Annotated in this window: 25 protein-coding genes, 1 pseudogene and 1 riboswitch; of the genes and pseudogenes, 18 read left to right on the top strand and 8 right to left on the bottom strand. The window is 38.1% G+C overall.

Annotation, left to right across the window (positions count from 1 at the left end; genetic code table 11):
* Positions 1–43: 43 nt before the first annotated feature.
* Both B5473_RS07680 and B5473_RS07675 read right to left on the bottom strand, forming a co-directional pair.
* Positions 44–1,231 carry a SpoIIE family protein phosphatase gene (locus tag B5473_RS07680; RefSeq protein ID WP_079524341.1) on the bottom strand — a complete coding sequence of 396 codons (1,188 nt, stop codon included), beginning with the start codon at positions 1,229–1,231 and terminating at the stop codon, positions 44–46.
* Positions 1,224–2,069, bottom strand: a complete 846-nt coding sequence (locus B5473_RS07675) for an alpha/beta fold hydrolase (protein WP_079524340.1) — start codon at positions 2,067–2,069, stop codon at positions 1,224–1,226. The genes B5473_RS07680 and B5473_RS07675 overlap by 8 nt, the downstream gene beginning before the upstream one ends.
* Positions 2,070–2,319: 250 nt before the next feature.
* Between B5473_RS07675 and B5473_RS07670 the strand changes: the two genes are divergently transcribed.
* The 3 genes from B5473_RS07670 to B5473_RS07660 are packed head-to-tail and all read left to right on the top strand — an operon-like array spanning position 2,320 to position 3,242.
* Positions 2,320–2,553, top strand: a complete 234-nt coding sequence (locus tag B5473_RS07670) for a hypothetical protein (RefSeq protein ID WP_079524339.1) — start codon at positions 2,320–2,322, stop codon at positions 2,551–2,553.
* 25 nt (positions 2,554–2,578) lie between these two features.
* Positions 2,579–2,884, top strand: coding sequence for a hypothetical protein (locus tag B5473_RS07665; protein ID WP_079524338.1), 306 nt, complete (start codon positions 2,579–2,581; stop codon positions 2,882–2,884).
* Between the two features lie 19 nt (positions 2,885–2,903).
* A complete protein-coding gene (locus B5473_RS07660) occupies positions 2,904–3,242 on the top strand; it encodes a 4-aminobutyrate aminotransferase (protein WP_079524337.1) in 339 nt (112 codons plus the stop codon).
* A gap of 125 nt (positions 3,243–3,367) precedes the next feature.
* Here the strand turns inward: B5473_RS07660 and B5473_RS07655 are convergent, their stop codons facing one another.
* Together B5473_RS07655 and thiC are read right to left on the bottom strand one after the other, a co-directional pair.
* Positions 3,368–3,535 carry a serine protease gene (locus tag B5473_RS07655; protein WP_079524336.1) on the bottom strand — a complete coding sequence of 56 codons (168 nt, stop codon included), beginning with the start codon at positions 3,533–3,535 and terminating at the stop codon, positions 3,368–3,370.
* A 21-nt stretch (positions 3,536–3,556) separates the two neighbouring features.
* A complete protein-coding gene (gene thiC / locus B5473_RS07650; protein WP_079524518.1) occupies positions 3,557–5,341 on the bottom strand; it encodes a phosphomethylpyrimidine synthase ThiC in 1,785 nt (594 codons plus the stop codon).
* 151 nt (positions 5,342–5,492) lie between these two features.
* Positions 5,493–5,607: riboswitch (TPP riboswitch) on the bottom strand.
* A gap of 178 nt (positions 5,608–5,785) precedes the next feature.
* Here thiC and B5473_RS21200 point away from each other — a divergent pair.
* From B5473_RS21200 to ltrA, 7 genes and pseudogenes are all read left to right on the top strand, one after another.
* Entirely contained in the window at positions 5,786–6,094 is a 309-nt protein-coding gene (locus tag B5473_RS21200; RefSeq protein WP_439848469.1) for a nicotinate-nucleotide--dimethylbenzimidazole phosphoribosyltransferase, read from the top strand.
* Positions 6,000–6,317 (top strand): RNA polymerase sigma factor, encoded by a 318-nt coding sequence (locus B5473_RS07645; protein WP_079524335.1) that lies wholly within the window; start codon positions 6,000–6,002, stop codon positions 6,315–6,317. Before B5473_RS21200 ends, B5473_RS07645 begins: the two co-directional genes overlap by 95 nt.
* Positions 6,318–6,324: 7 nt before the next feature.
* The gene (locus B5473_RS07640) at positions 6,325–6,753 is read left to right on the top strand and encodes a DUF5643 domain-containing protein (protein ID WP_139377711.1); all 429 of its coding nucleotides are present in this window, start codon (positions 6,325–6,327) and stop codon (positions 6,751–6,753) included.
* A gap of 221 nt (positions 6,754–6,974) precedes the next feature.
* A pseudogene (locus B5473_RS07635) lies at positions 6,975–7,268 on the top strand (tyrosine-type recombinase/integrase); the annotation flags it as partial.
* Between the two features lie 603 nt (positions 7,269–7,871).
* Entirely contained in the window at positions 7,872–8,234 is a 363-nt protein-coding gene (locus B5473_RS07625; protein ID WP_079524332.1) for a hypothetical protein, read from the top strand.
* 121 nt (positions 8,235–8,355) lie between these two features.
* Positions 8,356–8,658 (top strand): hypothetical protein, encoded by a 303-nt coding sequence (locus tag B5473_RS07620; protein ID WP_079524331.1) that lies wholly within the window; start codon positions 8,356–8,358, stop codon positions 8,656–8,658.
* Positions 8,659–9,341: 683 nt separating this feature from the next.
* Positions 9,342–10,604, top strand: a complete 1,263-nt coding sequence (gene ltrA / locus B5473_RS07615; protein WP_079524517.1) for a group II intron reverse transcriptase/maturase — start codon at positions 9,342–9,344, stop codon at positions 10,602–10,604.
* A 468-nt stretch (positions 10,605–11,072) separates the two neighbouring features.
* On the opposite strand, the gene B5473_RS07610 is transcribed toward ltrA, so the two are convergent.
* Both B5473_RS07610 and B5473_RS07605 read right to left on the bottom strand, forming a co-directional pair.
* Entirely contained in the window at positions 11,073–11,282 is a 210-nt protein-coding gene (locus tag B5473_RS07610) for a hypothetical protein (protein WP_079524330.1), read from the bottom strand.
* A gap of 21 nt (positions 11,283–11,303) precedes the next feature.
* On the bottom strand, positions 11,304–11,552 hold the full coding sequence (locus B5473_RS07605; RefSeq protein ID WP_079524329.1) for a hypothetical protein: 249 nt from the start codon (positions 11,550–11,552) through the stop codon (positions 11,304–11,306).
* A gap of 184 nt (positions 11,553–11,736) precedes the next feature.
* On the opposite strand from B5473_RS07605, the gene B5473_RS07600 reads away from it, so the two are divergent.
* The 3 genes from B5473_RS07600 to B5473_RS07590 all read left to right on the top strand — a co-directional run bounded on the left by B5473_RS07600 (position 11,737) and on the right by B5473_RS07590 (position 14,085).
* Positions 11,737–12,264: a helix-turn-helix domain-containing protein gene (locus B5473_RS07600; protein ID WP_079524328.1), complete on the top strand. Its 528-nt coding sequence runs from the start codon at positions 11,737–11,739 to the stop codon at positions 12,262–12,264.
* Entirely contained in the window at positions 12,261–13,127 is an 867-nt protein-coding gene (locus B5473_RS07595) for an IS3 family transposase (protein ID WP_079524327.1), read from the top strand. The genes B5473_RS07600 and B5473_RS07595 overlap by 4 nt, the downstream gene beginning before the upstream one ends.
* Positions 13,128–13,725: 598 nt before the next feature.
* On the top strand, positions 13,726–14,085 hold the full coding sequence (locus tag B5473_RS07590) for a hypothetical protein (protein WP_254865270.1): 360 nt from the start codon (positions 13,726–13,728) through the stop codon (positions 14,083–14,085).
* An 88-nt stretch (positions 14,086–14,173) separates the two neighbouring features.
* Here B5473_RS07590 and B5473_RS07585 read toward each other — a convergent pair whose 3' ends face one another.
* Complete coding sequence (locus tag B5473_RS07585) at positions 14,174–14,476, bottom strand: YunC family protein (protein ID WP_079524326.1); 303 nt, start codon at positions 14,474–14,476, stop codon at positions 14,174–14,176.
* A 201-nt stretch (positions 14,477–14,677) separates the two neighbouring features.
* Entirely contained in the window at positions 14,678–15,274 is a 597-nt protein-coding gene (locus B5473_RS07580) for a TetR/AcrR family transcriptional regulator (protein WP_176142050.1), read from the bottom strand.
* Positions 15,275–15,361: 87 nt separating this feature from the next.
* Here B5473_RS07580 and B5473_RS07575 point away from each other — a divergent pair, with 87 nt between their 5' ends.
* The 5 genes from B5473_RS07575 to B5473_RS07555 all read left to right on the top strand — a co-directional run bounded on the left by B5473_RS07575 (position 15,362) and on the right by B5473_RS07555 (position 21,950).
* Positions 15,362–16,051, top strand: a complete 690-nt coding sequence (locus B5473_RS07575; RefSeq protein WP_079524324.1) for a CoA transferase subunit A — start codon at positions 15,362–15,364, stop codon at positions 16,049–16,051.
* Positions 16,038–16,682: a 3-oxoacid CoA-transferase subunit B gene (locus tag B5473_RS07570; protein WP_079524323.1), complete on the top strand. Its 645-nt coding sequence runs from the start codon at positions 16,038–16,040 to the stop codon at positions 16,680–16,682. The genes B5473_RS07575 and B5473_RS07570 overlap by 14 nt, the downstream gene beginning before the upstream one ends.
* Positions 16,679–18,004, top strand: coding sequence for an MFS transporter (locus B5473_RS07565; protein WP_079524322.1), 1,326 nt, complete (start codon positions 16,679–16,681; stop codon positions 18,002–18,004). The genes B5473_RS07570 and B5473_RS07565 overlap by 4 nt, the downstream gene beginning before the upstream one ends.
* 207 nt (positions 18,005–18,211) lie before the next feature.
* The gene (locus B5473_RS07560) at positions 18,212–20,257 is read left to right on the top strand and encodes a catalase (protein WP_079524321.1); all 2,046 of its coding nucleotides are present in this window, start codon (positions 18,212–18,214) and stop codon (positions 20,255–20,257) included.
* A gap of 136 nt (positions 20,258–20,393) precedes the next feature.
* Positions 20,394–21,950: an ATP-binding protein gene (locus B5473_RS07555; RefSeq protein ID WP_079524320.1), complete on the top strand. Its 1,557-nt coding sequence runs from the start codon at positions 20,394–20,396 to the stop codon at positions 21,948–21,950.

Below are 21,950 nucleotides of genomic sequence, written 5' to 3'. Positions count from 1 at the left end.
TTGGAAAAGTAAAAACAGCGGGAATCTTTCTCCCGCTGTTTTTTTATAATTCAACCAATATAAAACATTGGTCATCATGATTATATTTACTATAAATATTTTCTTTGTTTTCGAGCGCATGTTGAATGGTCTCTTTTGTCTTTACCAATGGACTCCAAATTGTATCGTGCAGTAAATGATTCAAAGTATTTAACTCAAACGTTTCGGAAACCCCATCTGTATACAGAAGTATTCTTGTCCCACTCTTATAATGGAATGTTCTTGATTTATACAAAATGTTTTCAAACAAGCCTAATGGCGGGTTTGTTGCACCGAGCTCATGTTGGGCACCATTGACTTCCTGTAAAATAGCAGGAGGGTGGCCGGCATTAATATATTCGATCGCCTGTGTGCTGATATCGATAGTCAGATAAATTGCTGTGCAGTAGTGCCAGGCATCCTGATTGTTTTGAAATAATTCGTGCAAGTACTGATCCAGCTCCTGTAATACCCTTTCAGGTGCGGCTTCCTGCGATATTAACTTCTGGAACATCGATTGAAGAGACATCGTGATTAAAGCAGATGATACCCCGTGCCCCATAACATCCAGTAAAATAATGCCGTATTTTTGCGGCGTTATTTGATAAAAACCGAAAATATCGCCGGATAATGCTTTGGATGCATGATAATAGGACAGAATCTGAATATTGTCATTGATGATGTCTTTCGTTAATGCAGTTTCCTGAATTTTTTTGGCAATCTGTAAATCACGTTCCGTTTCCCGCATGATTTTCGTATTGATCTGATTGGCCTCAACGAGATCCTGTTGCTTTCTTTCTAATTCCAAAAGGGCCTGCTCTTTTTCTAAATAAGCATCTTCCGTCATTTTTCTGGCGTTAATGAGCGCGTCTTCCAATGCACTGCGATTACGGATCGGGAAAATAATACAGATCAGCTGATTATTATCCTGTACAGATGCGTTTAATAATATAGGAACTTCTTCTTTCATTACAGTTAGTAATGTTAGGAACATTTCCTCTACAGCGTCCTTCACTTTAATCAGAGGTACTAAATATAGCTGACAAAAAATTTGAGAGGAAGGAGATAACAGCACATTAAAATGCTTCCCAATAAGGTGCTCAGATGTTTGATAGTGCAGCAAATTCAGCAAAGTCTTGTTGATAGTAAGAATTTCGCCTTCTGAAGATAAAGTGATAAACCCGCACGGAGCGTTTTCTATGAGTTCATCCATTTAAATTTCCCACGCCCTCACCGATAAGTGGAACAGATTGCTCCAATAAATAATTTTTAATTAATTGAATTGTTTCCTCCGGGTCGCTCATATGCGGACAGTGACCGATTGCATTCATAAAGGCAATCGTACTGTTCGGCATATGCTCATGTAAGTACTCGCCAACTACCCTTGGCGCGATGACATCTTCCGTACATTGTAAAATAAGTGACGGGACAGTAGCTTTTGGAATCTGTTTGCGGTTATCGGTAAAGAAGCAAGCCTTTGCAAACGTATTCGCAAATAAAGGATCTGTTGAACAGAAGCGATCCTCCAAATCTTTTGAAACGCCTGCTTTTGCTGTATTATTTAATAATGTAATCGAGAAGGCATTTGCCCAACCAATATAATTCTTTTCCATTAGGTCCATTAAATTGAGCAAGTCTTTCATTTCAAACCCACCGTAATATGGGGGATCGTTAATATAACTTGGTGATGGAGCGATCATGATCAGTTGTGAAAAATATTCCGGTTTCGATAAAGAAGCCAATAAACCGATCATACTGCTTACCGAGTGACCGACAAAAACAGCATCCTTTAAATCGAGAGCTTCACAAATATCTAATAGATCCTGCACGTAACCGGACAGTTCTCCATATTTTTCAAGGTCGAAAGCTGTAATATCTGAATTACCGAACCCGACATAATCAAATAAAATCACTTGATAATCCTCTTCAAAAGCAGGAGAAACATCATTCCATACCGTTTGGTCACATCCGAACCCAGCAGCGAATAGTAATGGTTTTTTCCCTTTTCCAAGAATATGTACGTTATTCCGCTTTATCGTTTTTTGGATCATGAAATACACTCCCTTCTAATATTTCGGAAAAATATTTTCATTCTATTAACTAGTAATTCTGGATGATAGAAGAAGGGAAGTAAAGGGATAAGGCATGTTTTCATAGTTTCATGATACTTTTAGTACATTAAATGGTAGGATTCCGTTTTATATTTCCCAAGCATTCTTAGTTTGTTATTGCAATAAAATATCCATTTATTTTTTAGAATGTGCTATATTATAAAAAAAATGATTAAATGGGAGAGCGGTTATGGCACAAGAGAATTCAAAGGCGATTTCTATATGTATTAGCTTAATCATTGCTCAAATTATGTGTGCAGGTTTCTTGTTGAAAAATATCCAGCTTATTATTAATCCGACTTCAATCGTTGCTAAGTGGTTAGCGGTGATTTCTTCTATTCTGTTTTCGTTTTTGTTCATCGTCTCGTCATGGGCAACAATCAAACATTTTAAAATAACAGTTGCGCTGGATTATTATACATAAACAATTTAAAGCAGGGGGAATCATCATGATTGGTTATATTCTGACAGGCTTTTTGCTTATCTTTGCGATTCGTAAATTTTATAAATATAGGGCGACTTTTAAACAGCTGTCAAAAAAGGAATGGCTACAATTTGGTGCCGCTTTTTTATTGGCATGGGCTGGAGCTGTTTTCATCATTATAGGTGGATCCAACATAACGGATAAGGTTGAAATCACATGGTTAAAAAACCTTTTGGAAATTGGAGTGATTTTGATTGGCTTGGCTTTGGCAGGCATTATTATGAATAAAATCTTGCCGAATAAAGTAAAGGAATTTTATTCGGGAGATTAGTGAAACGGGGAAAATGAAAATGGATGATATGATTGGGTTTGCAGTAGTTGGAATCATTATTGCATATTTAATTTATGCTTTAATTAATCAAGTTATAGAGACAAAGCACAGCGTTAGCGGTGTGGGCAGTCCGATGATTCGTAAACAATTAGTAAGAAAAAATATAGTGATGTCAGTTGCGTTACTTGGAATCCTAGTATTTTACACGTTAAATATCTTGAGTGTGATCGCTTCCTTTATTCCAGTATCAAACAACTTGACGGTACTCGGGACTTTGTTGAGTTTTGTTGTCTATTTTTATGCAAGGATAGTAATGAAACCAAAGCAGGTTAATCACAGTAGGAATTTATATAATTAAGCTTTTAGAATAAAATTCACCCTCTAAACTATCTATACTTGTTAAAGTGAAAAACCTTGCCTTAACAAAATAATTAAGGCAAGGTTTTTATGGAAGCTCTTATTTCTTATGACCCTTGTTATTTACTAATAATATAAAACATTTACTTTATTACATTTGATACATTTTTCATGATATTGATTTCCCTTAAAATGATGATCACAATTTTGCTGGATTTCTTTTAAACTTTTCTCCAAAACAGCAAGGTGAGTTTTGAGTTCATTAATTTCCTCTTCGATTTTTTCGACCTTCATCCTAATAACCTCCTAAGAAAGTTACTGATATATGTTACCACCAGATTGCCTAAACTGTTCAGCTTTTTCCTTCATCCCTATTTCAATAGCTTCCTTTGTATCAAGTTCTTTTTCTTTTGCAAAATTACGAATATCTTGAGAGATTCTCATACTGCAAAATTTAGGTCCACACATAGAACAGAAATGTGCTGTTTTTGCACCTTCAGCAGGTAAAGTTTCATCATGATATTCGATTGCACGTTCAGGATCTAAAGATAAATTAAACTGATCTCTCCAACGGAATTCAAAACGAGCTTTTGATAAGGCATCATCTCTTTTATGTGCTCCTGGATGCCCTTTTGCCAAATCAGCAGCATGTGCAGCAATTTTATAAGTGACAACCCCTACACGAACATCCTCTCTATTCGGTAAACCTAAATGTTCTTTTGGCGTTACATAACAAAGCATCGCTGTCCCGTACCAACCAATCATTGCCGCTCCAATAGCAGATGTAATGTGATCATAGCCAGGAGCAATATCAGTTGTAAGAGGGCCTAAAGTATAGAAAGGAGCTTCCTTACAAACCTCCAGTTGTTTGTCCATGTTTTCTTTTATAAGGTGCATTGGCACATGTCCCGGTCCTTCAACCATCACCTGTACATCATGCTCCCAAGCAATTTTTGTTAGTTCTCCAAGAGTTTCTAATTCCGCAAATTGAGCTTCATCATTTGCATCTGCAATGGAACCAGGACGTAAGCCATCCCCTAAAGAGAAGGAAACATCATAAGTTTTCATGATTTCACAGATTTCTTCAAAGTGAGTATATAAAAAATTTTCTTTATGGTGGTGAAGACACCATTGTGCCATAATAGATCCGCCTCGGGATACAATACCTGTTACACGTTTTGCTGTTAACGGAACATACCGTAAAAGAACACCAGCATGAATGGTGAAGTAATCCACCCCTTGTTCGGCTTGTTCAATCAATGTATCACGGTAAACCTCCCATGTCAGGTCTTCAGCAACACCATTTACTTTTTCCAGTGCTTGATAAATAGGTACGGTACCGACAGGAACAGCCGAATTTCGAATAATCCATTCCCGTGTTGTGTGAATGTTTTTACCTGTTGATAGGTCCATAATATTATCAGCACCCCAACGTGTTGCCCATGTCATTTTTTCCACCTCTTCTTCGATGGAAGATGAAACAGCAGAATTGCCAATATTCGCATTAATTTTTACATGAAAGTTACGACCTATTATCATGGGCTCTGATTCTGGATGGTTGATATTAGAAGGAATAATCGCGCGACCCTTTGCAACTTCATCCCGTACGAATTCAGGCTTCAAATTTTCCCGAATTGCGATAAATTCCATTTCTGGCGTGATAATTCCTTTTCGTGCATAATGAAGTTGTGTAATATTTTTCCCTTTTTTAGCCCGTAACGGTTTCCGCTTTAAACCAGGAAACACGTTATGATTGGCATGAGGATCGTTTTTATCTTTATAACCATTATCCTCAGGCTTGATTTCACGACCATCATATTCCTCCACATCGCCACGTTCTTGAATCCATGTACTGCGAAGGGCAGGGAGACCTTTTGTAATATCGACAGAATAATCAGGGTCTGTATAAGGTCCGCTCGTGTCATACACACGTACTGGAGGATTATCCTCTTCTCCAAACGTACCAGTTGTCGGGCTTAACTCGATTTCACGCATTGGAACCTTAATGTCAGGTCTAGAGCCTGTTATATATACTTTTTTGCTGCCTGAAAAATTAGACATGATGGAAATACTTTGTTCGTTTAATGAAGATGGTGACATTGACATAATAAATCTCTCCTTTTTTTGAATATAAGGACAAGAGATAGAACATAACAGTGAGGAGCTTAAAAAAGCTTATGAAGTACATAAAAAAGCCGGTGTCCCATAAATGGTCGGACCCGGCTAATATGTATACAGAAGTAGTATGACTACAATACGATGCTAACTTCCCCACGCTGGCATGATCCAGATCAGGTCCCAAGAGTCAAGAAACTTCAACGTGTTTCTTTCTCAGCCCAACTTATTGGACTCCCCTAGTTATTTCTATTCAATTTGTTTTTAGTATACATGAAACTTCATTGAGATAAAAGGGAAAATTCAGAAAAGCGTTTGTTAGATGAATTACCTTACCGGATATTGAGATCGTATTCATTGCGCATGCACATTACAAACCTCTGCATGTCTCTACGTTAAGGACAGTAAAGAATCAAAAACCGAACGTAAGTGATTCGAAAAGCGATTGCATTGAATAAGCCGGACTCGAATGATCTGATTGATGCTGTGGCAAAAGTTGGCGGACCGGAAATTTGCGGGATTGCGGGAATCTTCCTTGCAGCTGCAGCGTTATTAGTAACCAACCTGAATTATTCCAATCGTTCGATTCAATTATCTTCTGACGGCGGTGCACTTTCTTCCGACACGGGCGAATTGATTTGCCGTGAGTTTGACGAAAAACTTGGTTTATGCCTATACAGAAATAATTTGTTGCTTTCAAAAACAGATCTATATTTATTGTTATTATTTGCTAGGTAGCAAAGAAGAGGCTGAGGATGCTTCACAAGATATTTTTATAAAGGGATTAGAGAATATTAATAACTTTTCTTATACTGTTTCCTTTTCAGCATGGTTGTATAAAATAGCTCATCATTACTGTATTGATTTGATAAAAAAGAAAAACAAGGGTTACCAGTTTTGGAAAGGTTTCAAGAAAAATTATGAAGATGACCTGATTCATAAACGAACCTTTCAAAATTAATATTTCTGTGAAAAAAATCGAAGACTATATGACTTTACAACCTAATGTCAGTCGAGAATACGAGAATATTAGCTTTACTGTGGAAAAAATCAAACTCACACCAATCACGACAAATATAACTACACAAATGGTTTTGACTGACAACTCGAAATTCACGTTATCACCATTATCAATGAGTGTAGGCGTAGATATGTTTGATGATCAAGGCAATAAACTTAATTTAATTAATGGGAATGGTTGGAATGCTACAGATGGAAGCGTTCAGACTATGGATTTACGGTACCACCCGTTTGAAGCCGTTCCAAAAACGATAACTCTCAAGCCATATGTACGACTTTATGAGGAAAATCAAATGGGGGTATATCAATTGGATGAAAATAATGAACCAAAGATTCAATATATTCCTGAGTTAGAGGTTACATTACCTATTAATTAATAAAAGTAAAATAGTAGATGAGTTGAAGAAATCCTTATCTCATCTACTATTTTAAATTATCTATTTACTACAAAAGTATAAACTCCAAGGACAGATCCATTAGATTTAAATGCTTGAACTTGAGCTGTTCCGTACCCTATCATAACAGCTATATTACCAGAAAGTTTAACAACATTACTCCCATATAAAATCATCCAATTAGCACCATCCATAAGATATGCTATATTCGGGGGATGCAGAAGGAAGATTACCTGTTTCCAAGTCGAAAAGGAAATGGCCCAATCATTACGACACAAGCGTATAGGGCTTTGCAAAAAGCTGCAGCTGCTCTTGGACTTGATGATATCGGTACACATACAATGAAAAAAACATTTGGGTATCATCATTACAAGCGAAACAAGGATGTAGCAACGTTGCAAATGTTATTTAATCACTCGGCTCCATCCATTACTTTGAAATATATAGGGATTACTGATGATGAAATTGATAAGTCTTTGGAGAATTTTTCGCTTTAAACGGATCTTTATAAAGTGTCTGATATGCTGTGAGAAACTCTTTTGAATAGGATTGTTCGATTCACTTATTCTGAATGGCATAGAAATGTTACCAAACGTCGGTTTGGGAACGTTATACTTCAATTAACGCAGCAAGTTTGCTGAAAATAGGGAATTGCTTTTATTTGAGATGATTGGGGGATAACTAGTGGAGTTTAGTATTTTGATGTATATAATGGTCATTTTAAGTCATTTAATATTTGTCAGTTTAATTTTGGCTATTTTTACTTCTGTCTTTGTGAAAAGTAGAAAGAAAGGATATGTATTTTTAATAATCTATATATTACTAAGTATGTATTCGCTAACCACTGTATTTAAGAACTCAATGTTTTTGGGAAGTTGTATGTTGATTATTTACATTTGCTTAGGTGTAGTAACTTACTTTGTTATTAAAAAGAAACTTTCAAAAGTAACCTAAATTTAGAAATGGATGCTTAGTGCAACAAACACTTCAAAATGTGACCAAACATCGCTTTGGGAACCTCTTTGGACATTTTATATAAATATTCATTGGAATATAGGATAGTAGAGGTATATATTAAGGTAAAACGAGGGAGATGTAATATGGCTTACGTTCACGAGTTTGGAATAGTTGCTTGTATAGAAAAAGATAAAGAATATATTCATTATGAACCTGAAAAATATGATTGCATAATTGTGGATGGTGATTTCCTTGATAAACTAATGTCTAAGGATTTTGGTGAAAAAATGCATCAGTTAGATACATTCGCACATAAAACAAATAGACCTTATAAAAACCTTGCCTATTTTGGTATAACATTGATACCACCGAGTTCTCATAAACAGTTTTTACATATTGTTAGTGAAGCAAATGACGAATACAAATCAGAAGAACTAGAAGAATTGATGAAAAAAATAACCGAGGCAATAAAAGGAGATAAATGGATGATTCACTTTGGTGTATAACTTTGTTAATTAATACTCAATGTGCAACATACACCCATTATTCAAATAACGTTCCCAAATGACACTTTGGTAGCCTTCGTTCTTTTATGGTAATATTAACAAAAAAAGTTAGGTGAGCTAAATGAAATTATTATTAAAACTACTTAGAATTTTCTTCATTTTTTTAGTTCCTATTGTAATATTAGGTGCTGTTTTTGAGAATATATATATAAATATGGATAATGGTGCTGAAAAATATAGTTGGATAAGTTTGATTGCAATTTTCATTTTTATGTATGTATTGTATCGAAATAAATACCAATTTAACGGATGGGATGAGGGGAAAGGTAAAGAAAAGTTATCAAAAAAAATTTCTTTAACCCTCATTATCATTTCAGCAATTTTGCTATCGTTACCACTAATTTTTAGCTATTTAATCATTTAAATCTACCTTAAGTATGACAAGGAATTAAATATTATAAATACAACTCTATACAAAAAAATGTTCCCAAATAAAAGTTTGGGAATACACTAAAAAGCCGTAAACGTTGTTATATCAGCGTTTGTGGCTTTTGATGTGCGCCCGGCATGTGCATGAACTATAGGGTGTAAGTCCCGAACCACGAAGACAGAAGTAGAGGTTAGCCAAGAGCAAGGGTGTCCATGGTGACATGGAATCTGAAGGAAGCTGGAGGCAAAACACCGGTCCGAGGAACACGAATCTCATACAAGGCTAGGTATGATTGAGTGAGTTTGCATTACAAAACAAAGCTCTTTCTGTCGAAGGTCATATCAAGTAAATGAGGCGGATAGATGGTGTGAAAGTGCATGTGCTTACCCGGGGAGGTCTGACAGAAATGTGAAGTACCCTTCATAACCTACTTGGTGACAAGTAACTGAACTGTCAGAAGTCAGCAGAGGTCATAGTACAAGGAAATCTAGAGTTTCTTGGAAGGACCGAACAATTAAGAGAGAATAGCCCTTGGCATTCTAGTTGGAACGTTGAAGCACAGAAAACGGAGAAACCTCGCGCTTAGAAAGTAATGGTGAATCCCATGTGGGTATTTGCGGAGGGTGTAGTTCAACTAGGTATAAGAAGACCAGTTATTCACGGAAAGGAACGAAATGGTGATGTTGAATCAAATTCTAGAACGGCAAAACATGATACAAGCAATCAAGCGAGTTGAAGCGAATAAAGGAAGCCATGGAGTAGACATGATGCCCGTAGAAACCCTACGACCGCACATCCTCGAAAATTGGGAAGTCATAAAATCGCAGATTTTGAATGGAACCTATGAACCGCAGCCAGTACGTCGTGTCGAAATCCCGAAACCAGACGGTGGTGTGCGCCTATTAGGAATACCAACCGTGACAGACCGTTTGATTCAACAAGCTATCTCGCAGATTTTATCAAAACAATATGACTCAACATTTTCTGACTATAGTTATGGATTTCGCCCAAAGCGGAGTGCACATGACGCAATCCGAAAAGCGAAAGGCTATATAAAAGAAGGATACCGTTGGGTAGTAGATATGGACTTAGAGAAATTCTTCGATAAAGTAAACCACGACCGACTTATGGCGGTACTAGCGAGGAAAATTCAGGACAAATCACTCCTCAAGTTGATTCGTAAATACCTTCAAGCAGGCGTGATGGTAAATGGCGTAGTAGTAAATACAGACGAAGGAACACCACAAGGTGGTCCTTTGAGCCCCCTGCTTTCGAATATCGTATTAGATGAGCTTGATAAAGAATTAGAAAGTCGTGGTCACAAATTCGTTCGCTACGCAGATGACTGCAATATTTATGTGAAGACTAAACGTGCTGGAGAACGAACGATGGCAAGCGTACTACGTTTCATTGAAGGTAAACTTCGATTAAAGGTAAATAAAAAGAAATCTGCCGTAGACCGTCCATGGAATCGTAAATTTCTCGGCTTTAGTTTTACAAATCATAAAGAACCGAAGGTTAGAATTGCGAAGACTAGTTTAGAACGAATGAAGAAGAGAATACGAGAAATTACCTCAAGAAAGAAACCATATTCTATGGAGGACAGAATCGAGAAGTTAAACCAATATTTAATTGGATGGTGTGGGTACTTTGCGTTGGCGGACACACTCTCTATATTTAAGCTATTAGATAGTTGGATTAAAAGAAGATTACGTATGTGTCTGTGGAAGAATTGGAAGAAACCTCGAACAAGAATCAGAAACCTCATTCGTCTAAAAGTACCGTATGGGAAAGCATACGAATGGGGAAATACCCGGAAAGGGTACTGGCGCATCTCAAAAAGCCCCATATTACACAGAACCCTCGGCAATTCCTTTTGGGAAAGCCAAGGGCTGAAAAGTCTGCGAGTTCGTTACGCAACTTTGCGTTATTCATCTTAATTGAACCGCCGTATACGGAACCGTACGTACGGTGGTGTGAGAGGTCGGGAGTTAATCACTCCCTCCTACTCGATTGGTATATTGTTTATACGTAATTTTATGCGCGTATAAACAAAGCCAGTCCCAGCAACAGTTTGATTGTGTTTTGGGTAATGTTGCAACATTGACTTTATTGTATAAAATCGTGCATATTATTAATGTTGCATATCTGTATTTGAAGGAGGGGTACGACCCTCTTAAAAGATGATTTTAAATGTATGAAAAATTATATAAGATTAGCTCAGTAAATTGAAGATTTTGCGATGGTAACGTTGAAAATGTTATTTAATCATTAGGCTCCAACCTTTACCTTAAAACATATAGGGATTAACGTGATGAAATTGATAAGTCGTTGGAGAATTTCCGGCTATAATTTAAATAAAACAGCAAAAAGCACTGTTAATCAGTGTTTTTCGCTGTTTTGAGTTTTTATAGAGGTGAACTATTCATTTTATCCGTTTTTTTAGCTTTTATCTGATAAGTAATTCCATAAACTATGTTGAAAAAGAAAGCGAAGTGTAGTGGGTTAAGAATAATCCAAGCCTTATCCACCTCTAATGCAATAAGCAATAAAATCCACATATTCCAAACAACAAAATAAGCTACTATCATAGGCCAACTAAAACATTTATCTAACATAGAACTCCTCCTATAAATTAATTAAAAACAAGATGATGAGGCGCCTATCATAGCTCCGCTTGCTGCACCGATAATAGTTTCTCCAACGGCACCAGCTCCTAGCCCAGCTAATGCCCCAGAATAATAACCGCCAAGAACTCCTAATGTACATTTCCATTTAGAACTAGCCATTACCATTACCATATTACTTGATTGTTTATGTAACTCGATGATTACACCATTATCAGTTGATTTATAGATTAAATCAACTATATTACCGTTAATGTCCATTGTTTGCGTCGGCAATACCCATTGCAGTTAATCCTATATTTCCTACAAAAGAAAACGTAAGAGCAACAGAAATGGATTCTTTTTTCATCTTTTAAGTGAAAAAAGAGAATCCCCCCAGAAAAGCCGTTGTGGTGCTGCACCCCAAAAGTTAGAGTAAAAACTAACTTTTTGGGGTGATTTTTTTATGGCTAAATATAGTGAAGAATTTAAATGGAGCGTTGTGCAAGAGTATTTAGAAGGTTCATTAGGGATGAAATTAGTTTCGAAAAAATACGGACTTTCTGATCATTCTATAGTCAGACGTTGGGTACGTGCTTACAAAGCGTTTGGACGTAAAGGATTAGCTGTTAAGAAAAAGAAGACGATTTATTCTGTTCAATTCAAAGTGGATGTATTACACTTTATGAAACAAACAGGTGCTTCTTATCAAGAGACGGCGATTCAATTTAGGATGAATAACCCGAGTGTAATTGCCAATTGGAACAGTAAATTTCTTAAAGAAGGGATAGAGGGCCTGCAAGAAAAAGCAAAGGGGCGCCCATCTATGTCTAAAAAAACAAAAACAACATCAATTAAAAAAGAAAAAGAAATGTCACGTGAGGAGCAGTTGGAGCGTGAAAATGAACTGCTTCGATTGGAGGTCGCCTATTTAAAAAAGTTGAAAGCTTTTCGAGAGAACCCGGATGCCTTCCTCGAAAAGCACAAGCAGTGATTGCCTTTGAACTCAAAGAAGAAGGATTCCGATTAAAAGATGTATTGAAGCGTGTCGATTTACCAGAAGCAACGTATCATTATCACATGAAACAAATGGCGAAAGCAGATCCAGATCAAGCTTTGAAAACGTTGATAATAGAGCTGTTTGAGGAACATGAAGGTCGTTATGGCTATCGTCGAATTCACTCACAGCTAAAGGCGAAAGATTATACGATTAATCACAAAAAAGTGCAAAGAATTATGCGGGATTTGAATTTGAAATGCGAGAAATTTGGACGTAAATCACGTTATAAATCTTATAAAGGCACTGTTGGAAAAATCGCAAAAAACCGATTAAACCGACGTTTCTATACGCCATACGCCCTTCAAAAACTAGTGACTGACGTAACTGAATTTAAATGTACAAATGGTGAGAAACTTTATTTGAGTCCCCTAATGGATTTATATAATGGAGAAATTATCGGTTTCAGTATGTCCAAGAGGCCGACGCTTGAATTCGTCATGAAATCACTGGAACAAGCGCTCCCAATCATTCAAGAACGAGCTGAATATCGTACAACAATTCACTCAGATCAAGGCTGGCATTATCAACATAAATCATGGGTCAAAACCTTAAAGCAGAACAAGATTTTCCAAAGCATGTCTCGTAAAGCAACGTGTGCAGACAATGCCGCAATGGAGAACTTCTTTGGCTTATTAAAACAGGAAATGTATTACGGGGAAGAATTAGTCTCCTACGAAGTGTTACAAAAGAGAATTGAGCAATATATCGATTACTACAACAATGATCGAATTAAACAAAAACTGGCCGGCATGAGCCCGATAAAATATCGGACACATGCCAGCCAATTAGCTGCATAATAAAAACTCTAACTTTAAGGGGTCACTACCTGTCACGATTTTTCTGGGGGATTTTGTATTTGGGTGTGAATAATCTAGGACCAAGTAAAAGAAAAATATTCATAAAATAAAATTTACTAAACGGGCTAAATTAAAAGAAACAATTACTTTTAATGCAGCCTTTTTTCAATGAATAAAGTGTTCCCGGAAAATAAGTACGGTTTTTCAGTCTATTCCATTTATTTTACCAGTAAAATACCAATAAGCGGAACTTTATTGTTTATACAGCCATGCAGAGAACGATAAAGAAAGCCCAACTCAATCCTCGTAAATGTAGTGTGCGAGCAAAAAATTACAGGTAGTGGATAAAACTTGAATTAATTTTACAGAAAATTCAGTGAGATTCAAGCATTTGTCCTGTCAAATGCGTTTCCTCTGTAATATCCTATATTAACTAAATGTAAAAACATATCCGAACTGTTAATAATCGCTAAAAAAGTGCTTTTTTATTTGAAGATGGAATAAAGTAAGCGGTAAATAGGGTATGGAAACGTAAGACCAGTAAAGAGGAGAGGCGGGAGGGGCATTAAGGGAAACGGGGTGATCACTATTTCTCCGTATGGAAAAGTTCATTTTTGAATATATTCAAGAAAAGGATGAGGATAATATGAATCAAATTTTTAAAAAAGATGAGTTTATTATTATTCCTTTTTATAAAGGGCGCAAGCAGGAATTTATGGTCGTCAATACGAAGAAGGAATTTAAAAATGGACATACGCACCTAAAGTCATTTAAGATGGCCAAGTATTTGATCAATCTTGCGCGATGTCAAAAAATCAATTCCGGGTTAAGACCATATTTATTAACAAGCCTTACAAGAATATCAGCAGATCGTGAATATATTCAGAAATTGGAAGAGCTTCTAGCCGTAAAAAGAAGTAAAGGATCAAAAGCTTCTTATTATAATAAAGCGATTTAATTACAATAAAAATATAGACCGCTTTTTCAAGAAATTGAAAGAGCGGTTTTTTGCATGGAGCTCAATACCTGAAAGCTCACATGTATGGCTAAATCATTTTTAATAACGCGTCTTCACCAATCATACCTTCTTCGATGCCGCACGCTCTCGCTTCGTATGTGACGGATTCCAGTGGAGCTTTAAGTAAGTCATCGATCGTTCGAACACCCACTGCACGCCCAGCAATGATTTTACGATCGGCCAACTTTTCATTTAACAGTCCGACATCAAGTGCACCACACATAATGTACCCACGTTCATTCGAAATTGTCAGCAACGTTGTTTTAGGTAAATTAACCGTTACAGCAGTAAATAAATGACCTTGAAGATCAATCGTTTCCGTATAGACGATAACCTTCTCCCCCTTTCATATAAATCATATGAAACAATTGAAAAATGGTACTTGTTTTCGGGGGAATTGTGGGGGATGTTTTGAAATTAAATTGGGTTAGTTCAAGTTTGGCACTTTACCCGGGTATTTCACGGCAGGGGAAGTTTCCAATAAAAGAACTCAATGAAACGGACTAGTAGGGTCCATTTCATTGAGTTTTTATTAACTGAACCCATTTAAAAAATGCTCTAATGCACTTGCACCACTTTCCTGGAGAGACCGATCTTCGGGGAAAGTACACCAATAATAAATAACACCCATCGAGAGCTGAATGAAGGCGAGTTTTAATTGTTTAATTGATAACGAAGGCTTTGTTGTGCTAGCTTCAATAACTTCGGCAATTAATGCTTCAAATAACATAAACAATTTACGGTTTGGATTCCTGAAATATAAATGGGCTTCGGATTCTAAAGAAGTAGAGTAAACTACCGACAAAAACTCCCGCCCAAACGTTTCTTCTAAATAGATAAATACGTTTTCTAAAAAGAGCTGTAATCGTCTTTTTGCTGTTAGTTGTGTTGGTAATTCATTATACAGTTGTTCGTAATACTTATCGGCCAATGCAAAGTGCTCATTTAATATTTCAGCCTTTGACTTAAAGTGATGGTAAAACGAACCTTTGGATGAATTACAGGCTTGTACGATTTCATCGACGCTTACGTTTTTATACCCCTTTTCTTTAAACAACTGCATGGCAATTCTAATGATAAACTCCCTTTTATTTTCTGTTTTATGTATTTTATTTTCTCTATTAATCAATAAAATCATCCTTTATACATTTACTTCTCTTTTATTCTATTGTAAAATTAGACTGCAGTCTAGTTTTTAAGATGAGGGGGGTCAAAATTGAAAAACAAAGTCATCCAAAATCTTTCAGAACTAAGTGGGTTATTCAAGGACAACCAGGTTATTTTAGCAGGGGGCTTCGGCTTGTCAGGTGCACCATTGACAATTATTGATCAAATGGCTGAAACCGATGTGAAGGGGTTACATGTAGTTAGCAATAATTTAGGGGATCATGGGATTGGGTTACACAAACTGTTTTTACAAGGGAAAATTGAAAAGGCAATTGGTTCATTTTTTACAATGAACAGAGAGGCAGTTATTGCTTGGTCAGAAGGTAAGTTAGAAATTGAACTTTTACCACAAGGAACATTAGCGGAAGCGATTCGTTGTGGAGGCGCTGGAATTGGCGGCTTCTATACGAAAACGGCTGTAGGCACTGAGTTGGCAATTAATAAAGAAGAGCGAGTTATCGATGGAGAAACGTATATTTTTGAAAAAGCTATCAAGGGCGATGTAGCCATTATTCGGGCGAAAGCAGCAGATCGTCTAGGAAATTTAATTTATCATACGACTGCCAGAAACTTTAATCCAATGATGGCAACCGCCGCAGAAACGGTCATCGTAGAGGTTGATGAAATTTTAGAGGTAGGCGAGCTAAATCCTGAGGCAATTGTAACACCACATGTTTATGTAGATTATATTGTGCAGTCTAACTATGTGAAAGAGGGGGATCGCTATGTCAGCATTTGATCCACGGGCAGTAATTGCTAAACGCATTGCACAGGAGTTGCAGGATGGTCAAATCGTGAATTTGGGCATCGGAATTCCTACGTTAGTGACTTCTTACATTGAAGGAAAAGAAGTATATCTACAATCGGAGAATGGCTTATTAGGAATGGGGCCACCACCTTCAGAAAGTCAGATTGATGCAGATTTAATTTCGGCGGGAAAAGAACCAGTTACGATTACAAAAGATGCATCGTTTTTCAGTAGTGCCGATTCTTTTGCAATGATTCGAGGTGGTCATATTGATGTAGCTGTATTAGGAATTTTACAGGTGAACCGTTTAGGTGAAATTGCCAATTGGGCTGTACCGGGGCAACCGATTTTAGGTGTTGGTGGAGCAATGGACTTAGTAGTAGGGGCTAAAAAAGTAATTGCAGCCGCAACATTGTTTACAAAAGATGGCGAGCCAAAAATTGTAGAAAGCTTAACTTATCCGAGAAGCGGTATTCGCAGGATAGAGATGCTTGTAACTGAATATGCGGTATTTGAATTTGAGGACGAAAAAGTAATTGTGAGTGAATTGTTAGGTGACCTTACGATTGAACAATTGCAAGACCGATTAAAAATTCAATTAGATATGGGGGTAAAGCTATGAATGAAAGCGCTTTAGCAAAACAGACGACGAAGAAAACGATGACTCGTATTTTACCGTTTATTTTAATCCTGTATATCATTGCCTACTTAGATCGAGTAAATTTAGGGTTTGCTGCATTAGAAATGAATGCAGATTTAGCATTAACTGCTGAAGTCTTTGGGTTACTATCGGGTATCTTCTTTATCGGTTACTTCTTCTTTGAAGTCCCTAGTAATATGATTATGCATAAAGTAGGGGCAAGAATTTGGATTGCACGTATAATGCTTTCTTGGGGAATCATAGTTATTCTTACTGGGTTTGCGCAATCAGCTACACATCTTTACATTTTACGCTTTTTACTAGGTGTTGCGGAAGCCGGATTCTTTCCTGGTATTATTCTATATTTAACTTATTGGTTCCGCGAACGTGAGCGTGGTAAAGCAACAGCTGTATTATTGTTAGCCCTGCCGATTGGAGGATTAATCGGTGCTCCATTATCAGCCTGGATTATTGATAACATTGCTTGGGCAAGTTTAGAGGGCTGGCGCTGGATGTTTATTTTAGAAGGGATTCCAGCATTAATTTTAGGTGTGATTACATTAGTTTATTTAACAGATCGTCCAAGTAAAGCGAAGTGGCTTACACAAGAAGAGATTAAATGGCTGGAAGGTGAATTAGAGGGAGAGCGACAAGCAGCGTTAAGGTTGAATAAGCCGTCTAAACTGGAGATGCTAAAAGATGCAACTGTTTGGAAGTTAGCGATATTCTATTTTGCTGGCTATACAGGAGTATACGGGTTGTCATTCTGGGTGCCAACGATTATTAAATCACTCTCCGCTATTAATACAACGAATATGGAAATTGGTTGGATGGCCATGTTACCATCGCTAGTCGGTATACCTGCTATTATCTTTACAGGGCTTAATGCTGACCGGACAGGGAAGCATAAACAGCATTTAGTAGTATGTTTAATCATTGCTACGGTCGGTTTCATAGGTTGTGCCCTTTCTACGACTCTATGGCCAATGGTTGCCATGTTGTCACTTGCATCAGCAGGACTTTACGGCTTTACTGGTAGTTTCTTTGCGTACTTAACATTCTTCTTCACCGAGTCAACAGCACCAGTAGGAATTGCACTAGTTAACTCATTTGCAGCACTTGGTGGATTTGTAGGACCAACAATTTTAGGTATGTTTGTTTTAGAAACAGGCATGTTTGCACTGGCAATTATTTTAGTTGTCGGTATCCTGATTTTATTAACAATGCCGAAAGCGAATATCGAAATTCAAGCAGAAGGCAATAAAGAAGTACGTGTAACAACTTCCGGAAAACGATTAACATAAATTAGTTGCGCTTTAAAAAGACTGATTATTCAGTATTTAATACAAAGTGCTGTTCGGTGAGAAATGACCGGGCAGCATTTTTTTAGTAATAGCCCTCTCGCTTAATACACCGAGTCCTTTTATTTTTATGCTGTTGCAAATACAGACGGCCCTTTACATAAATTATTCCATGAACTCATACCATTTAATGTTGAGGAGGGATATTGAGTGGATGAGCAAAATAACCGCAAGAACAGTAAAGATGAACAATTAGATATTTTCCGAACAGATGATAGGGGAAAAGATCTTACAACGAATCAAGGGTTAAAAGTGTCGGAGGATGAATTCTCTTTAAAAGCGGGCGTGAGGGGGCCAACTTTACTCGAGGATTTTCATTTTCGTGAAAAACTAACGCATTTTGATCATGAGCGAATTCCAGAACGTGTTGTCCATGCACGTGGCTTTGGTGTGCATGGGGAGTTTCAGTTATATAAGAGCATGAAAAATTATACAAGAGCGAAATTCCTTCAGGATACTTCTAGAAAGACGCCTGTATTTGTTCGATTTTCTACTGTCAATGGATCACGTGGTTCTGCGGATACCGTGCGTGATGCGAGAGGATTTGCAACGAAATTCTATACGGAAGAAGGGAATTACGATCTGGTCGGCAACAATATTCCGGTCTTTTTCATCCAAGATGCCATAAAATTCCCGGATCTTGTACATGCATTTAAGCCGGAGCCTGATAATGACATACCGCAAGCTTCGACTGCCCATGATACGTTTTGGGATTTTGTCGCGAATAACCAGGAATCGGCCCATATGATAATGTGGATCATGTCAGACCGTGCCATCCCACGCAGTTTCCGCATGATGGAAGGGTTTGGTGTGCATACATTTCGTCTCGTCAATGAGGAAGGAAAAGCACATTTCGTAAAATTCCATTGGAAACCTTTATTGGGAACGCATTCTTTAGTATGGGACGAGGCCCGTAAACTGGCGGGCATTGATCCGGACTTTCACCGGAATGACTTATGGGGCGCAATTGAAAACGGCTTTTTCCCTGAATTCGAACTAGGTGTTCAGATTCTTGCTGAAAAGGACGAATTCAGTCTCGGCTTTGATATCCTTGACGCGACAAAGATTTGGCCGGAAGAAGATATTCCTGTAACTATTATTGGAAAGATGACGTTAAATCGGAATGTAGATAATTTCTTTTCAGAAACAGAACAGGTTGCTTTCCATATGGGGAATGTCGTACCAGGGATCGATTTTACAAATGATCCATTATTACAGGGACGGCTATTTTCGTATTTAGACACACAATTACTCCGTCTGGGCGGACCGAATTTCCATGAGATCCCGATTAACAGACCGGTTGTCCCATTCCATAACAATCAGCGGGAAGGCTTCCACCGCCAGACGATTAATCTTGGGAAAGTGAGTTATCACCGAAATTCATTAGCTGGGAACACCCCTTCACCTGTAAGTCCGGATAAAGGCGGATATGCCTCTTATCAGGAAAGAGTGGACGGTGTGAAAATCCGGGCTCGAAGTGAAAGTTTTGCCGATCATTTTTCACAAGCGACTCTTTTCTGGAATAGTATGAGCCCACCTGAAAAAATGCATATCATTGAAGCGTTCAGTTTTGAACTAAGTAAAGTGAAAAGTGAATCTGTTAAACAGCAGGTAGTGAATATGTTCGCCAATGTAGATATGGAACTGGCAACCGCCTTTGCAATAAATATCGGGTCACAACCTCCTACAAGGGGCGGCTCAACTGTAACAAAGTCCTCTCCGGCACTCAGCCAGGAAAATACAGTGAAATCCGTACAAACAAGGAAAGTAGCAATCATTTTGACAGAGGGATTCAATGGTCCGGAAGTTAACTATGTGCTCTACCAATTGATTAACCAAGGCATAATTCCGGAAATTATTAGCGAACATATTGGGATGGTACACGGAACAAACGGAGTGGTCGTAAAAGCTGAACATACCTTCCTAACTGCAAAATCCGTACTGTTTGATGCTGTTTATATGGTAAGAGGAAGTAACACAAACGTCATGTTCAATAAGGATGCAGCCTACTTCATTGATGAAGCCTATTCACATTACAAGCCAATTGGTGCGACGGGAGCGGGTATTGAATGGCTGCGTGTAAACCAGATTTTAGGCCAGCCGGGTGTCATAACAGGAACAGAGATGCAGGATTTCGTACCCCAATTCATTGAAGCGATAGCGGCCCAACGGTTCTGGTACCGCGAGTTAGCATAGTTATTAAAAACACGTAAAACCTTACTCATAAAAGGTTTTACGTGTTTTTTTGAGGTAATCTCATAGTGAATCCTGTTAAATGAGATCATTGTACATGGTAAACTATAAAAAACACTAGGCAAAAGGAGGCTCGCCCATGATAACCCGCCTAAAACAATCACTAACAACCCGTCTTCTAATGACAATCAGCGGTATCGTATTTACGATTTGTGTGCTTTTTTTGTTGTTGATCAATCATTATTTGGATGAATCGATACTTGAGGAGATGGGGGAGAAGGCATTAACGAGTGCGTACTTGATTGCTGAGCGGCCGGATGTCGTTGCAGCATTTTCTGCGGAAGATCCGTCCTCCATTCTTCAGCCGATTGCAGAGGACATCCGAATGCAGACCGGTGCGAATTTCGTTGTCATCGGAAATGACCACGGAATTCGCTACACCCATCCGAACCCTGAAAAGATTGGCTTGTCGATGGTCGGCGGGGATAATGATTCGGCGCTGATTAACAAAGAGTCTATCGTTTCCGTTACAACGGGTTCGATGGGGGAATCGATCCGAGGGAAAGTACCGGTCATCGTTGACGGCAATGTTGTCGGAGTAGTTTCGGTCGGATTTTTAACGAAAGATATACAAAGAACAATTGATACAGCCTTTTTCGGCTGGCTTCAAATCACGCTCCTGCTCGCGGTTTTCGGGATTGTCTGTGCGGTGCTATTATCACTTTATGTAAAGGATCAGCTGCTCGGCATGCAGCCGGCACAAATTGCCAAGCTTTATTCGGCGTATCATACAATCCTTGAGGAAACGACGGATGGGGTCATCTTAACGACATTGAACAATGAAGTGGTGATCTCGAATACACGTGCGAAGGAGCTCCTTTCACCACTGGCAGAAGGTATCTCATTACATAAGCTGCTTCCTGAACAGCTATTTAAAGAAGAGGTCATTCGGGCACTGGAAATTCCGTTGCAGCAGCAGGAGATGATTATTACCAAAACGCCGTTGAAGCTTGAGAAGCAGCTCGGTTATTTATATATTTTGCGGGCTAAGCTTGAATACGAAACGGTCATTAACGAGCTGACACTGGTGAAGCAGCAGGCGCGGATGCAGCGGGCTAAAACACATGAATTTGCGAATAAGCTGCACGTGATTCTAGGCTTGTTAAAGCAATCTCATATTGATGAGGCGATTGCATTTATCAGGCAGGAGCAGCAGGATTCAACGAAACAGCAGCAGGCACTTGCAACACAGCCTTCAATATTGCTGCAGGCGTTACTCGAAGGGAAAATATCGGAAGCAAAAGAGCGCGGCATTACGATTACAATCGAAACAGAGGACGTTTTAATCGATTATAATGATGAAGAAGTGGATGCATTATTGACCGCTTTAGGAAATGTCCTGCAAAATGCGATCGATGCATTGGATCAAACAAATATACCGGACAAGCAAATTAAGCTGTTTATTCATCAATATCGCCATGAGCTGATGATTGAAGTACATGATAATGGACCGGGAATTGGTGAAGAAACGGCCAGTCAGATTTTTACACTCGGGTTTACGACAAAGGACGGCTATGATCGGGGTTACGGCCTGGCAATCAGTGAACAGGCACTTGAAAAAGTCGGCGGTTCCCTGTTGATAGAAGAAAGCGATTTAGGCGGGGCCTGCTTTTTAATCATTTTACAAAGGAAGTGA

The sequence above is a fragment of the Solibacillus isronensis genome, assembly GCF_900168685.1.
GTDB classification, from domain to species: Bacteria; Bacillota; Bacilli; order Bacillales_A; family Planococcaceae; genus Solibacillus; species Solibacillus isronensis_A.
This window is presented reverse-complemented; position numbering and strand designations above follow the sequence as displayed.

What these genes read in the sequence shown, in the direction of transcription:
- B5473_RS07680 (WP_079524341.1), bottom strand. Translation starts at nt 1,231, where the DNA reads ATGGATGAACTCATAGAAAACGCTCCGTGCGGGTTTATCACTTTATCT.
- B5473_RS07675 (WP_079524340.1), bottom strand. Translation starts at nt 2,069, where the DNA reads ATGATCCAAAAAACGATAAAGCGGAATAACGTACATATTCTTGGAAAA.
- B5473_RS07670 (WP_079524339.1), top strand. Translation starts at nt 2,320, where the DNA reads ATGGCACAAGAGAATTCAAAGGCGATTTCTATATGTATTAGCTTAATC.
- B5473_RS07665 (WP_079524338.1), top strand. Translation starts at nt 2,579, where the DNA reads ATGATTGGTTATATTCTGACAGGCTTTTTGCTTATCTTTGCGATTCGT.
- B5473_RS07660 (WP_079524337.1), top strand. Translation starts at nt 2,904, where the DNA reads ATGGATGATATGATTGGGTTTGCAGTAGTTGGAATCATTATTGCATAT.
- B5473_RS07655 (WP_079524336.1), bottom strand. Translation starts at nt 3,535, where the DNA reads ATGAAGGTCGAAAAAATCGAAGAGGAAATTAATGAACTCAAAACTCAC.
- thiC (WP_079524518.1), bottom strand. Translation starts at nt 5,341, where the DNA reads ATGTCACCATCTTCATTAAACGAACAAAGTATTTCCATCATGTCTAAT.
- B5473_RS07625 (WP_079524332.1), top strand. Translation starts at nt 7,872, where the DNA reads ATGGCTTACGTTCACGAGTTTGGAATAGTTGCTTGTATAGAAAAAGAT.
- B5473_RS07620 (WP_079524331.1), top strand. Translation starts at nt 8,356, where the DNA reads ATGAAATTATTATTAAAACTACTTAGAATTTTCTTCATTTTTTTAGTT.
- B5473_RS07610 (WP_079524330.1), bottom strand. Translation starts at nt 11,282, where the DNA reads ATGTTAGATAAATGTTTTAGTTGGCCTATGATAGTAGCTTATTTTGTT.
- B5473_RS07605 (WP_079524329.1), bottom strand. Translation starts at nt 11,552, where the DNA reads ATGGACATTAACGGTAATATAGTTGATTTAATCTATAAATCAACTGAT.
- B5473_RS07600 (WP_079524328.1), top strand. Translation starts at nt 11,737, where the DNA reads ATGGCTAAATATAGTGAAGAATTTAAATGGAGCGTTGTGCAAGAGTAT.
- B5473_RS07590 (WP_254865270.1), top strand. Translation starts at nt 13,726, where the DNA reads ATGGAAAAGTTCATTTTTGAATATATTCAAGAAAAGGATGAGGATAAT.
- B5473_RS07570 (WP_079524323.1), top strand. Translation starts at nt 16,038, where the DNA reads ATGTCAGCATTTGATCCACGGGCAGTAATTGCTAAACGCATTGCACAG.
- B5473_RS07565 (WP_079524322.1), top strand. Translation starts at nt 16,679, where the DNA reads ATGAATGAAAGCGCTTTAGCAAAACAGACGACGAAGAAAACGATGACT.
- B5473_RS07555 (WP_079524320.1), top strand. Translation starts at nt 20,394, where the DNA reads ATGATAACCCGCCTAAAACAATCACTAACAACCCGTCTTCTAATGACA.